Raw genomic sequence first — 12,844 nt, 5'->3', positions numbered from 1 at the left:
TCGGTCCAACGGAATTTGCTGAAATAGAGGTACCGCCGCCCGTTGGGTTTGCTGATCGCGTGGATGTGTTCAGGCAACGCCACGACGCCGCCCCCCGTCCTCGGTCTGCCCCCGTTTCGCGGCAAGGAACCGCTCCGCTGCGCTGGTTGGCGCCCCCCGTGGCGATCGTGTCCCTTAGCGTGGTGTAGCTGGCGGCGGGTCACCGCGTTCGCCGGCGAGAGCCGGGCAGGTCAGCTGGCGATTGCCTGGAGGCTGACGGCGGGATCATCGCTCAACGGCGCGATGGTTTCCAGCGTCATGTAGCGGGCGCGCTGGACGGCCCATTCATCGTTCTGCTCGAGCAGGATCGCGCCGATGAGGCGGACGATGGCGTCTTCGTTGGGGAAGATGCCGACCACTTCGGTCCGGCGCTTGATCTCGCCATTGAGGCGCTCAATCGGATTGGTCGAGTGCAGCTTGGTCCGGTGCTGCGGCGGGAACGTCATATAGGCGAGCACGTCAGTCTCGGCCTCGTCGAGGAAGCCGGCCAGCTTGGGCAGCTTGGGGCGGAGCTGATCGGCGACCTTGCGCCATTGAGCGCGGGCAGCCTCGGCATCGTCCTGGGCGAACGCGGTGGCGATGAAGGCGGAGACGACGCGACGGCCGCTCTTGCCGGCGTGCGCCAGCGCATTGCGCATGAAGTGGACGCGGCAGCGCTGCCAGCTGGCGTTGAGCACCTTGGCGACGGTGGCCTTGATGCCCTCATGAGCGTCGGAGACGACCAGCTTGACGCCGCGCAGGCCGCGGCGGGCAAGCTTGCGCAGGAACGCGGTCCAGAACGTCTCGGCCTCGGAGGGGCCGATGTCCATTCCAAGCACTTCCCTGCGGCCGTCACTGTTGACGCCGACGGCGACGATCACCGCGACCGACACGATGCGCCCCTGCTGGCGCACCTTCACGTAGGTGGCGTCGATCCACAGATAGGGCCAGTCGCCCTCGATCGGGCGGGCGAGGAAGGCCTTCACCTTGTCGTCGATCTCGCTGCACAGCCGGCTGACCTGGCTCTTGGAGATGCCCGTCATGCCCATGGCCTGCACCAGGTCGTCCACCGAGCGGGTCGAGACGCCCTGCACATAGGCTTCCTGCACCACGGCGGTCAGCGCCTTCTCGGCCATCCGGCGCGGCTCTAGGAAGGCCGGGAAGTAGCTTCCCTTGCGCAGCTTGGGGATGCGAAGCTCGACCGCGCCGGCCCGGGTCTCCCAGGTCCGGTCGCGGTAGCCGTTGCGCTGGGCCAGGCGCTCCGGGTTCTTCTCGCCATAGCCCGCCCCGGTCTGGCCTTCGACCTCCAGCTCCATCAGGCGATGGGCGGCAAAGCCGATCATCTCGCGCAACAGATCGGCATCAGGGGTCTTCTCTACGAGCGTGCGCAGGTTCATCATGTCGTCGGTCATCGGTGGTTCCTCGGTTGCGTTGGCGTGTCGCAACCCGATCCTACCGGAGAACTGCCGGTGACCACCGCAAAGCCACCCGCCCGCTACGGCGCTATGTGAGGCGCGCGTCCGGGCGGCTTTGCTCTAACCAGTTACACCACCACCGGGGACACGACCTCGATCATCGATCAAGCGGCCCGAGTCAGCTCTGGCGAGTTCGAATACTCTGTTGAGGCAGGACTAAGGTCGACTTTGAGGCCAAGTGCTCTCGTTTTTCTCAATTGCTGGCTCCCGATATTACATGGGATCAATGCCTGACTGCCGTTTGATAGCGGAGTTCTAGTGTCGCGGAGATAATCAACCGCAATTTCCGTAGGCTGAAGCCGGACGCGCTCCAGGCACGCGCGATGACGTCCAGCTCATCGTTCGCAAGCGACTGAACGAACGCTTCCTCTCCGATTTCGATAGCAAGCTCGCGCATGACATTTGCGGCCAGCAACGGCAGGTCGGCTAGCCGAGGGGGAGGGATGTTGATAATGCGGTACCTATCGGTCAGGGGCTCTGGCAGATCCTTGGTTGAATTGGCAGTGGCGATGTGTACGACCCAACTCAGGTCGAGCTCGGCATCAAGCGAGCTATCCCTGTAACAACAAGCAGTTTCGCGCTCGAGATGGGGCAAAATGGCATGGACCAGCCGGCCGTTGTGCTGGGATGTGGCAGACTTGTCGATCTCATCCACGAAACAAATCACGTTCGCGATGCGCGTCTGGCAAATCGCGCGAGCTGGCGCGCACGGAACTGTGTTGGACCACGCTTTCGGCGTTCCGCCGAACGCAACTGCGTCCGTGGAACTTGAACCATCGATCCGGTAAGCTTCCAGTCCGAGTAACTGACCAATTCTTCGGACCAGACGGGATTTACCATTTCCTGGAGGGCCGACAAGCAGGAGAGGCTTGAGGCGGACCGGATATCCTTCGCGCAACTCGCGAAGCACCACATCGATAGCGTTCACGGCGTGAGGATACTCAGCCGACAACACGTCTCGAACACCCCGCACTTCGCGGGCAATCACGAGAGGAAGCTTAGCGTCGACCATGTCCTTAAAGTCTTCGTGGACGGCGCCGAGCTTCGAACTCTTGGCTTTGGGCATGACAACAACGCTGAGCCCTTCAGGCTCCGCCGCCGACGTCCAATTCTGTGGTTGAGGCGACGGCCAGACCGGCTGCGCCACCCGGTTGGTTCCGATCAGCTGCAGATGCGCAATCCAAAAGATGCTGCGATGATCGCCTTCAAAATGTCCCTCCGCAGCCTTCGACCAGGTGCTCAGCCTGCAGCGAATTTCCGCCATTTCGAGCTCTGAATGGGCATCCCGCCATAGGTGCTCGGCACCGGAGTCGAGGAGCGGAAGCACGTCGTTAAAGGTCTTGGGTTGGCCGGCATCAACGGAGAGCATCAGCGCGCAGAGTGCCGCCTCACCAGCGCCGAGATCAAAGAGTCTCTTGGCCAGCTTCCTGCAAGCTTGCTTGCAGCGTTCTTTTTCGCCAGACCAGAACTCAGCCGCCACGTCGTCCAGTCGAAGTCCTTCGATTTTGCTCAACTTGGCCCAGGTCCATGCCGCCGCGGATGGCCAGGTGTTGAATAGTAATAGAGCGGTTGGGATCGGCTTAGCCGAGGTTGACAGGGAGGGCGAATCCCCAACATTTCGCGGTGTACAGTCAGCGCGATCTTCCTGAACGAGTCGTTCCCAGGCTTTGAGGTCCTTGTCAGTCATCCGAGGATTGTACACCATTAAATGTACAAGAAAACCCGAGGGCGCGATCGTGGTTAAGGGTTCGAAAAAGGGGAAGGGACCCCAGCAGGCACTTCGGGGCGTCAAGTTGGGACGCCCGTTCGGCGACCCTCTGGATGTTCGCACCAAGCGCCTGGCGCAGCGCGTTCATCCCCACCTGATGAGCGTGCTCGACCAAAGAAGCAGAGAGTATGGAATAACGCGCTCACAATTTGTCGAGCGGATTCTAGTAGACTATTGCAACGCCCACGAAGGGGCGCAGCTTGACCCCATCGGTCGATGGATGTCTCGCAAAGAATGGAATCCTCGGTTGGCAAGGCGCCTTGATACCTTACCGGTTTCAGGGAAGCCCCTTGAGATCGGCAAGCAGGTCGAGGCGGAAGCCGACCTAAACGAAAAAGGCCGGCGGGGAGACACCGAGGTGCCCGAGGAAGCCACAGCTTCTGGTCAGAAGGGAAGTCGTCGTCGGGGGACAAAGTAAGTCTTCCGGCTTGCTAGCCAGGATGCGACGATACCCGTATGAGCGTAACCCGCGAAACAGTGGAATCTATAGATCGCGAGCGCCAGGAAACGTGGTGGCGCCCTGGGGTGGACGGCGTACGCCGGAAGGGAGTTCGGCAACCTGCCGCTGTCGTTAAGGCGAAAGCTCGCCTTCGGACAGCGAGGTGGCGCGTTCAGAATGACCAGGTGAGGCGACCAGAGGCCGCTCTCATAGGTATGGCACTGCTCCGTGCCTTGGTTGGATCAGATTTGGGCAAGTTGACCAAGCAGGAGCATGGACTTGTAGGTGTGGCGCTGGTCGATCTGCAGCAGCAGGGTTATTCCCTTCCTGAAATTCTGAAGGTCTGCCGGAGATTTCGTCAGCGCCTGCTGCGGGAAGATGATCGCAGCTAGCTACGTCTAACCGCCGACCAACGGATGGTGCTGGGCTCCGCGCAAACGTTCCTCAAGCAGACGGTCGACGTCGACCTTCAGGTCATCTGCAGCGCGTAGCGCCAAAGCTCAGCGCAGACCCACCGGGATTACACAGCCACCACCGTTCAGGGTTTGGACCGCGCTAGTGCAGGAATGCTATGTGGCGCAGTGCAGGAATTAAAAGCGAGCATCAGCGGGATCGCATGACGCACGGGCAGGTGATGGACAAAAAGGCAGCCGGAAAAGTCGGGCCGTAAGGCTCCCGACGGCACCAAGAAGCATTCTGTCCTCCCTGAACCCGGAGGTAATCCGAGCACCAAGGTCGCAGCAGCAGAGCTGGACAAAAACGCGTCCCAGGTGCTGGAAACGGCCGCCAAGGAGTGGCTCGAGCGGTATCGCGCGAGCAAAAAAGGGCGCCGGGCAAATGACTAAGACCGTGAACGCTTGCAAGTTCGATCCGAAGGCGACTACGCACTGAGCGAGCAGATCGAGAATTGAGGACCTGGTCGCACGAGAAGGCCGGAAGGCCTCCTTCGACCTTACGTCACCGGCGGAATGAAGACCTTGCTGCGGCAGGCCTGCACCGGCTCGCCGGCACGTCGAGCCAGGCCGTGTTCGAGCTCAAACAGGCGATGCGCAGCGGCGGAAGCTCGAAGACGCCTGCGCGAGTAGACGGAGCGGCGAAAGCGCGCGGATGCCTTCGACCTCAGGTACGCCGGGGACGTTGCTCCGAAGGGCAAGCGCTGGGAGCTTGCGAGAAAGTCCTCGCCCGCCACGACGTGAAACAAAGGCTTTCCGGTGGATGGGGTGAGCGGGAGTGAACAGAGGCTCCGCCACCGCGTAGTGCCGTTAAGGGCTGCAGCGGGCGGGCTGATCAGGCAGCCGATTGAGAAAATGCCCCCGCGAAAGTCCTCATGTGCGTAGCCAGCCCACTGCATGCGCCACATGACCGCAAGAAGGATCTTTCGATGAGCTTCGCGTAAGAAACTAGGGACATGGAGGTTTGATTGGCCGGCTAGGGGGCCCGGCAGAGGACCGGGTACAGGAATGGTGTGAATGGAATGCAGGACTGTGGTGAGCGCTACAACAGGATTCTAATGGGCGACAGCCTGGACGTTCTATTTCTATAGATTCAGGAGATTCGCGTAGCCCCGTAGCGGATTGAAATTAGACCGTTTTTGGGAACGGCAACTTCGACTAGTGCTCAGTGTACGACATCTACTGCTCAGGCCTTCCGTCACCATGTTGGAAAAAGGGCCGTTCAAGCCACCGACGATTCCGAGGTTTGCAAGACTGTGGTGAGCGCTACAGGATTCGAATGGGCGAAAACCTAGACGTTCTATTTCTATAGATTCGGGAGCTTCGCGTGGCCAAGTAGCGGATTGAAATTAGATCATTTTTGGGAACGGTAGCCTCGACTAGTGCTCAGTGTACGACATCTGCTGCTCAGGCCTTCCGTCACCATGCTGGAAAAAGGGGCCGTTTAAGCCACCGACGATTCGTATCCGTCCGTGACGTCGGGTGAAGGCAGCCTTGCCGAATGAGGAGAGTTGTTGAGAACTGTCCTTATGGACAGTGATAGGCTCAGTGCCCAAGTCGAACGGCTCGAAGTAGTGGACACAGGCCGGCGGCGGCGCGGGTCCGAGGACGAGAAGCTCAAGATCGTCCTGGAGAGCTTACAAGGCGCCGCACCAGGTCGCTGCGACGGCGCGGTGATATGGCGTTTCGCGCTCATTGCTGCTGCGATGGCGACGGTCGTTTCGGCCTGAGCCGAAGGATGCCGCCCATCAAGCGGGCTTCGTGCCGCCAATGGTGGTCGCGGAATCGGAGCCGACGTCTGGTCCGGTCGGGCCGGCCGGCATCGGCGCGATCGAGATCGAGTTTGCGGCGGGGCTCGGATGCGGATCACGGGCACGGTCGACGCGGTGACGCGGCAGATGGACGTCTTCGGTGATCCCCATTGCGCGGGCGTGGGGTGTCCTGTTCGCAAGTACGGCCTGCACCTGCCGCTCAATCGACGATTCCGAGGTTTGCAGAACTGTGGTGAGCGCTACAGGATTCTAATGGGCGACAGCCTGGACGTTCTATTTCTATAGATTCAGGAGATTCGCGTAGCCCCGTAGCGGATTGAAATTAGACCGTTTTTGGGAACGGCAGCTTCGACTAGTGCTCAGTGAATGACGTCTGCTGCTCAGGCGTTCCGAGGCCAGTGTTGGAAAAAGGGCTGTTCAAACCACCGACGAACCCTCTTGATATGAGCGGTGGTCCGAGCAATAGACGCGGTTACTGGAGCAGTAGACATGTCAGTGATCGATGTCCCAAGATTCCGGGCCGACAAACTCGGCCGGGTGAAGAAAGCGCGCAGCATCATCATGCATCGGGCAGAGGGTGAGCTGAAGGCGATCGATGGGAAACTATTCAATTTACTTCTGAGGTTGGCGGCCAACCGCAAGCATCATCGCGGCTACCGGGTGTACCGGGTACCCTTGGCGGATGTTGTCGCGTTCCTGAATGGCGCCACCCCGCTGGCCGTAATCGAGTCTTTGCGTCGGCTGGGAGAGGTCAGTATCGAGATCGATTACGAGGATGCGGCCCCCAGGCAGATGCACTTCTTGTCCTTCGACGACACGACTTCCGGGACCGGTATGCTCAAATGGGCCTTCGACCCCGGGGTCGTCGAGCTCGTGGACCGGCCCGGGGTCTACACGCGCCTGGACCTCATGACCATTCGGAAGTTCGACACGTTGGCCGCTGCTCGCCTGTACGAGGTGATGATGCTTCATATCGGCAGGAAGTACGCCAGGACTTGGCGGGTCCAAGTGCCGGAATTCTACAGGTTCTGCGGCCAGTTCAATGAGCGCGCCAGGTTCACCAATTTCAGGTCTCGCGTGCTCGAACCGGCCGTCAGCGAGGTGAACGAGCATGCGCCGTTCACGGTCGATGTACAGTACATCCGTGACAACCGCCGCGGCCGTCAGGTGGACTGGATCGAGTTCACACCCGTCCGGAAGTCCGCTCAGGATCTGACGCTCCTTCGAAAGCCTGGCCGCGTGCGCCGTGTGCCGAGGGACAAACGGTCCATCGATCTGTTCGATAGTCGCATGGTCAATAATCGTGGTCCGAACATCGTGCTCTCTGAGGCGGTCTACCCTGCCGCGCAGGGTATGATCGAGGGTACGGGCCTCGAGCTTGCGAAGATCGAGTGCGACTTCAAGGATTACGTTGGGCCGAGGGTGATCAGGGACGCCGATCAGGAGTTCCTGAATTTCGTCGCGCTTCTGGTGGAGGAGACGAAAGATACGATATCGCCTTCGTTCGATGACGTCCTCGATGAATTCATCAAATGAGCGATTCACTCGTGGATATGACGAGGACGTCACTCTTGCGTTGGCCCGTGCCACCCTGGCTTCGGTCTCGGTACTGGGGGCCCTTCATGCCATTACAGCGGTCAAGGCTGTGAATGCCGACTAGGACGACGGATCGCGCACCGCTGACAGCCGGTGTTTTGACGAAGCCGGTGCCGACTACCGGCACCGAGACCCGGCCAGCGCGAAGATAGCGGTTTTGAGGTCGCTGTTGCGTCAGCTTGACCGGCGCATTGTCGCAAGTGTCGCGCGGCGATCAGGTCCTTGATCTTCTCGTCCTTGATGCCCGCGAACGCCATTTTGGTGCCCGAGGACATCTTTGATGTACTCCTGAAGGTTCATCAAGCAATGCCTGACCTCTTGTTGGCATCGGAGTAGTTGTAGCCTCGACCGAGCCTGCCTTGCGACCAATCACCCCGTTGAGCACCGGGTCGACCGCGATCTTGGAGGTGTCGCGGATCTGAGCTCGCCTTACAGACGGCGAAGCTGGACACGTCTTCTCGAAACATCAATATCTGCGGGAAGTTGATCAGTTGATCCCGTGAGTACGCGCTGCGTGCTGTCCATCTCCACGCGCGCGACAGCTTGAACCCTGTGAGGCGCACGCCTTTTCGCAAAATTCTCTAGCACCATTGAATGGCGAAACGGCGCTCGGCATTCCTTTGGATGGACAGGTTTCGATTCAGGAGAATCCCCGTAGCTTATCAATTGAAAGGAGAATGCTGCTCTGGACTTGGCGGGTCAGCGCGCCGGAATGCGAAGTCCAATTCAAGGCCGTTTGGCGCGGCCATCAGGCGAAGGCTCGGGCCATTGGCGCTGAAGTCGGTAGTCCATTTCAACAAGGGCGCCTCAGATCGATCAACAAGAACCCAGGTGTTCTCGACGACCCGTTGCACCGAACAGTCAAGGCACGCGACCGAATGGGAGGGCGTTACAGCGCCGCGCCGAGGCTCCGAGGAAGCTCCGAGCAAGGGTCCTCGTTGTATTGTCCTGATTGCCGCACATTAGCGATCCTTGCTTTCGTCAAGTCGCTTACAGGCTAGTCGTCGACATGCTGCGCATCACCCAAAGGCCGCCCGAATGAGGCTCGAGAGACTTGTCGCAATGATCTATGGCTTCAGCCCGACAGGACCGGCTAGCGACTGGTCGTTGGACTCCGTTTGACGTGACCGCAGATCGTGCCGGCATAATACGGTGCGATCGCGCATTCACCAGCGTTTCAAAGTACTTGCGAGCGTCAACTCGACCGTACAAATAGGGCATCATCCCAGGGTCCTGCACGAAAATAGGCCAAATTCGCTGCGCGGATAGACGTTCCTTTTCACACCAACATCTGTTCCTTTTTGCACCATGTAATGGGGGGCCGCGAAAATTTAACGCGCACAAGTACGAACGCACATGTGCGTCTCAAACGTGGCTACTAAAACTCAACTGATCATTGCGGCGACGCGCCTACGGATCTCCAAGTCCATGACAGGGCCGCTCTGCGATTGCCCAGTTTCGGCCGCCTAAGGTAATCTTCCGGCAGCTCACAAACTCGACAGAATTGCTTCTTGCGGGTTGCCGCACGGCCAACGACATTGTTGGTGTTTAAAAGGCACTCCCAATCTACAGCGACAGGGTTTTCGCATGCTTCGATCTATCTTGGCCGCGGTGGGCCGGGCGTTCGCTTGGGCCGCCAACGGGTGTGTAGCACTGATGTTGACGCCCGTGCACGCAATCCTCGGCATTTTGTTCCCGGCGGCCTATGGGCCGCTGTTTAGCGACCACAACATTGGGGATGCCGGATCCGACGAATTATTTGCCAACGACCCGAGCTTTGATCCCTTTGCGGATGCTGAACAGCTGCGACAAAACAGGGAGGTGGAAATCAGTCGCATTTTAACGTGGGCCGCGGAGTCCTCCTGCGCCGATGCCAGAATGAAGCTTCCTGATGTCCGGCCAGAACTACTTCCTTGGCTCGCTTCGTTGTATAGGGACCATCTGGATGCATTGGTCCGCGCAGGGAAGGGTGCGGTTTATGGCCATCTGTACTGGTCCATTCCAATCCCGGGGGTGCCGAGCATCTTAGGCTCGGATGACCGGCCGAAGATGGGTGGCCGGGATCAGACGTTCAGCTCCGCTGAGCCCGGGCCTGCTCCAGCTTTTTGAGGTGCCATCGAGCGATCGCCGCATCGCACCGGGCGATGGCAAGCTCAAGCTCCAGCTTGCGTCGCTCGTCTTGCCAGCGTCTTGCTGCTTGCAAGCGCGAGTGATTTCCTCTGGCGAGCCGGGCGAGAGCGATCGAGCGATTAACCCGGTCGTGTGTGACGCCCAACGCTGCGCTCGCGAATATCGACGTAAGTGCAACGGTACCGGTGATGTAGGAGTACGGGTTCGTGCTGAAATCGGACAATCTGTTCTCCAATCTGCTGGCGATGGGATACTTAATGGTGTACGGTTCATATCTTAGCAAAGCGTAAGCGCACTCAGGAATGACTTTCAGGAAAGACTTCATGCAGAAACTCAATCGGCTGGAGGTGCTCGTCTGATGCGCATCCGCGTTCTCTCTGACCTCCATATCACCCACGAACATAACGATTGGAGGGATGTTCCGGACGTCGAGTGCGACGTGACCGTTGTGCTCGGCGATGTCGCCAATCCGATGACCTCTGGGCTCGAATGGGTCGGACGGTCTTTTTCGAGACCGCTGATATATGTTCCTGGTAATCACTGCTTTTATAGAGGTCTTCCCGGTAGTGGAGAGGAGAGCACGTTCTATCAGGCGCAGATGGAACGTGGACGCGAGATGGCGAAACGCCTTGATCTGATTTTGCTGCAGAACGAATCTGTCGAGATCAACGACGTGAGATTTGTCGGCGCGACTCTCTGGTCGGATTTCTCAATCTTGCCTCCCGGATTTTCGATGCGGGATGCGATGTCGCAAAGCCAGAAGGGCTGGAGTCCGGCTGGCGGTCGCTCCTGGGATAGCTACCATAACGACTTTCGCGAAATTCGATTTGGAGGCGGGTCAAACAGGCATCGCTTCACGCCCTCTCAGATGCTGTCGCTGCACAGGGATAGCCGCGCGTTCCTGGAGTGCGAGCTCGCAACACCGTTCGCCGGAGAGACGGTTTGTCTGACCCACATGTCGCCCAGTCGTCGGAGCCTTGAAAGCGGCATGGACGAGCACGACTGGCTGTATGCCTGCTCGCTGGAGTACCTGATGGAGGGCGAGAGCGCTCCGGCACTATGGTGCCACGGCCATATTCATCGCAACCGCGACTACGTGGTTGGCAACACGCGCGTTGTCTGCAATCCGAGAGGATACGCAGCAGGGTCACGCGCTCGCGAGAACCCGAATTTCATCCCGGATCTTGTTGTCGAAGTGGAGCCGAGTCCAAAGCCATCATTTGGGGTGTGACATGCTTGCGTTTTTCCGTCGCCTCTTTCAGGACGCCCCCGCGCCGCAGGTGCAGGTCGATCAATGGGCGAGATGGGAATCCTGGCTGGCCGAACAGCGAAAGCACGAGGCAATTCAAAAGAAGGCGCTCGAGGCGGATCGCACTCGAATATCCATTGTTGTCTGGAGCTGGTCGCGCGACTGCGTGACTGAATGGCGCCAGCTCGAGCCGCCCAAGAAGGTGCCGCGCGACGTTCGCGTCTGGCTCGCTGGCTTGACCGTGCTTGAGATCGTGGCGATGGAGAGAGCCGGCGACGCGGCCGTTCGCCAGCACATGTATGGGCGCGGCGAACTCGTCCCCGGCGTACGCAAGGTGCAGCCTTTGTCGCCAATCGCGCTGCGCTTCCCGCCGCGCAAGCGCAAGACAGAGGGCAGGTGATTTCTCATGTCGACTTTCCTCATCTCTGACACCCACTGGGACACGGCGCCATTATCAGGATGTGCGGCCGTCCATTCGACGATGTCTGTCCTACGGGTTTGGGTTCAGGTAGGTCAGAAATCGGCCAAGGTACAGACTGCGAGCCGCGCGCAAAATCTACCAGGTCGGATTTAGCGTCGCCTTGCGGCTGCAGATGACGAGGCGCTTGGCGCCTCTCGTCATCGCCACGTAGAGGTTGCGCGCATTCAGGTCGCTTGCGTCGAGAATCACGGCAACATCAGCCTCGAGGCCCTTGAGGGTTAGGGTGCTGCCTACCGATCGGCCGCTTATCTTTCGCCCGGTCGCGCGGCTCTGTTCACGAATGCGGACTGCAGCCTCCGCAAAGCTGACCTCGCCTAGTCCGCATGATAACTCAAGTGCCCGCATGCAGGCCCGCAATATGGCAGGCCGGAATACGCGCACGCCGGCATCCTTGTTGATCTCTACCAGCAGATCACGCACCCGTTGTAAACACGGATCGCGGCGAAGCGCGATGGCGGCATACTCTACGCTGCTCGCTTGCCGTCGCGCGGCCCCGCGCACGAGGGTGTCGACGCGGCGCACGAGGTCGGTTGCGCCTACGTTGGTCATAAGGCTTTCGGCAAAGTCCGCCACCACCTCGACGGCATCAGGCGATGTCACATCCAGTCGCTGCGAAAAACCGACAAGGTCTCTCAGATCGACAGCCTCGACCGTTACTGCGCCCGGGATTGCACTAGCGAACCTCTGCTGGCTGGCCGGACTCGTGCTTTCTCCGATGATGAGAACCGACCCGTTATTCCCCGGCGGCCTCGCCCGGGCGGAACGGAGCATCTTTGGATAGTCGTCGGCTGACCCATCGAGCTGAACCCATGTGACTTCGGACGGCGCGCTCCGCAGATCAATCGCCTCGTTTGCGATTAGCTTTTTTCGGACATCAAGCAGCCAGTGCCCAAGGTCCGGCGCCTCCGCGTTGTGCCAGCGCCAGGGGTAGGAAAGCTCACCGGCCAATGGAAAATGTTTGCAGACATGCTTGTTCCAGTCGGCTAGGTCATCATTGCCGAAATCGAATATTGCCTGCACCTGATCACCCACGACACAGGTCGGCAGAACCTTCGCGGCATAATAGACGATGGCGTGCTGACGCAACGAGCAATCCTGGTATTCGTCAACGAGCAGACGCGAGTAACTGGCCTCGATGACGTCGTTGACGTGAGCAGATTTCAGCAACGCTCCGGCGGAGTTCCTTATCGCTGGATAATTTGGCCGTTCTTTTTCGATTATGTGGGGATCATGTCCCGACCGGAGGGGGAAGGTTGAGATTAGGCGAATCGCCCAGCCATCGATGGTCGAGAGCCTGTATCGCGACGGCTCAACACCGGCGTTTTCCAGACGATTTCGTAAAGCGGCAACTCCAGAATTTGTGTGGGTCAGGACGAGGATGGGCTTGCTGTGGCCGTGTTCACCCAGCGCGTTCGCGATGAGCTGGGTTTTGCCCGCACCCGGCCGGCGCAATGACAAGCCCCA

General features: G+C 59.6%; 10 protein-coding genes and 1 pseudogene. 6 read left to right on the top strand and 5 right to left on the bottom strand.

What is annotated here, in order from left to right; all coding sequences use genetic code 11:
• Positions 1–230 precede the first annotated feature (230 nt).
• Positions 231–1,430 (bottom strand): IS256 family transposase, encoded by a 1,200-nt coding sequence (locus ABIA42_RS21190; RefSeq protein WP_370121878.1) that lies wholly within the window; start codon positions 1,428–1,430, stop codon positions 231–233.
• Between the two features lie 286 nt (positions 1,431–1,716).
• Positions 1,717–3,180 (bottom strand): AAA family ATPase, encoded by a 1,464-nt coding sequence (locus ABIA42_RS21185; protein ID WP_370157162.1) that lies wholly within the window; start codon positions 3,178–3,180, stop codon positions 1,717–1,719.
• Positions 3,181–3,948: 768 nt separating this feature from the next.
• Between ABIA42_RS21185 and ABIA42_RS21180 the strand changes: the two genes are divergently transcribed.
• Entirely contained in the window at positions 3,949–4,092 is a 144-nt protein-coding gene (locus tag ABIA42_RS21180; RefSeq protein WP_370121553.1) for a hypothetical protein, read from the top strand.
• 1,808 nt (positions 4,093–5,900) lie between these two features.
• On the opposite strand, the gene ABIA42_RS21175 is transcribed toward ABIA42_RS21180, so the two are convergent.
• Complete coding sequence (locus ABIA42_RS21175) at positions 5,901–6,074, bottom strand: hypothetical protein (protein ID WP_370121556.1); 174 nt, start codon at positions 6,072–6,074, stop codon at positions 5,901–5,903.
• 339 nt (positions 6,075–6,413) lie between these two features.
• On the opposite strand from ABIA42_RS21175, the gene ABIA42_RS21170 reads away from it, so the two are divergent.
• The 3 genes and pseudogenes from ABIA42_RS21170 to ABIA42_RS21160 all read left to right on the top strand — a co-directional run bounded on the left by ABIA42_RS21170 (position 6,414) and on the right by ABIA42_RS21160 (position 9,629).
• The gene (locus ABIA42_RS21170) at positions 6,414–7,460 is read left to right on the top strand and encodes a replication initiation protein (RefSeq protein ID WP_370121559.1); all 1,047 of its coding nucleotides are present in this window, start codon (positions 6,414–6,416) and stop codon (positions 7,458–7,460) included.
• Between the two features lie 22 nt (positions 7,461–7,482).
• Positions 7,483–7,584 (top strand): annotated as a pseudogene (locus ABIA42_RS21165) (CopG family transcriptional regulator); the annotation flags it as partial.
• 1,592 nt (positions 7,585–9,176) lie between these two features.
• Positions 9,177–9,629 carry a hypothetical protein gene (locus ABIA42_RS21160; protein WP_370121562.1) on the top strand — a complete coding sequence of 151 codons (453 nt, stop codon included), beginning with the start codon at positions 9,177–9,179 and terminating at the stop codon, positions 9,627–9,629.
• Here ABIA42_RS21160 and ABIA42_RS21155 read toward each other — a convergent pair.
• Complete coding sequence (locus tag ABIA42_RS21155) at positions 9,592–9,975, bottom strand: hypothetical protein (protein WP_370121564.1); 384 nt, start codon at positions 9,973–9,975, stop codon at positions 9,592–9,594. The genes ABIA42_RS21160 and ABIA42_RS21155 overlap by 38 nt on opposite strands.
• Before the next feature lie 33 nt (positions 9,976–10,008).
• On the opposite strand from ABIA42_RS21155, the gene ABIA42_RS21150 reads away from it, so the two are divergent.
• Together ABIA42_RS21150 and ABIA42_RS21145 are read left to right on the top strand one after the other, a co-directional pair.
• Positions 10,009–10,881: a metallophosphoesterase gene (locus ABIA42_RS21150; RefSeq protein WP_370121567.1), complete on the top strand. Its 873-nt coding sequence runs from the start codon at positions 10,009–10,011 to the stop codon at positions 10,879–10,881.
• 1 nt (position 10,882) lies between these two features.
• A complete protein-coding gene (locus ABIA42_RS21145) occupies positions 10,883–11,299 on the top strand; it encodes a hypothetical protein (RefSeq protein WP_370143635.1) in 417 nt (138 codons plus the stop codon).
• Between the two features lie 156 nt (positions 11,300–11,455).
• Here the strand turns inward: ABIA42_RS21145 and ABIA42_RS21140 are convergent, their stop codons facing one another.
• Positions 11,456–12,838 (bottom strand): UvrD-helicase domain-containing protein, encoded by a 1,383-nt coding sequence (locus ABIA42_RS21140; protein WP_370121573.1) that lies wholly within the window; start codon positions 12,836–12,838, stop codon positions 11,456–11,458.
• Positions 12,839–12,844: the final 6 nt, after the last annotated feature.

Origin of the sequence: Bradyrhizobium sp. USDA 327 (assembly GCF_041262065.1) — a bacterium.
GTDB lineage: Bacteria > Pseudomonadota > Alphaproteobacteria > Rhizobiales > Xanthobacteraceae > Bradyrhizobium > Bradyrhizobium liaoningense.
The sequence above is the reverse complement of the archived record's forward strand: the minus strand, read 5'-3'. Positions and strand labels throughout refer to the sequence as shown.

Bases quoted from the DNA above. Each gene is read 5' to 3' on its own strand.
- ABIA42_RS21145 (WP_370143635.1), top strand. From the start codon at position 10,883: ATGCTTGCGTTTTTCCGTCGCCTCTTTCAGGACGCCCCCGCGCCGCAG.
- ABIA42_RS21190 (WP_370121878.1), bottom strand. From the start codon at position 1,430: ATGACCGACGACATGATGAACCTGCGCACGCTCGTAGAGAAGACCCCT.
- ABIA42_RS21185 (WP_370157162.1), bottom strand. From the start codon at position 3,180: ATGACTGACAAGGACCTCAAAGCCTGGGAACGACTCGTTCAGGAAGAT.
- ABIA42_RS21150 (WP_370121567.1), top strand. From the start codon at position 10,009: ATGCGCATCCGCGTTCTCTCTGACCTCCATATCACCCACGAACATAAC.
- ABIA42_RS21170 (WP_370121559.1), top strand. From the start codon at position 6,414: ATGTCAGTGATCGATGTCCCAAGATTCCGGGCCGACAAACTCGGCCGG.
- ABIA42_RS21155 (WP_370121564.1), bottom strand. From the start codon at position 9,975: ATGAAGTCTTTCCTGAAAGTCATTCCTGAGTGCGCTTACGCTTTGCTA.
- ABIA42_RS21160 (WP_370121562.1), top strand. From the start codon at position 9,177: ATGTTGACGCCCGTGCACGCAATCCTCGGCATTTTGTTCCCGGCGGCC.
- ABIA42_RS21175 (WP_370121556.1), bottom strand. From the start codon at position 6,074: ATGGGGATCACCGAAGACGTCCATCTGCCGCGTCACCGCGTCGACCGT.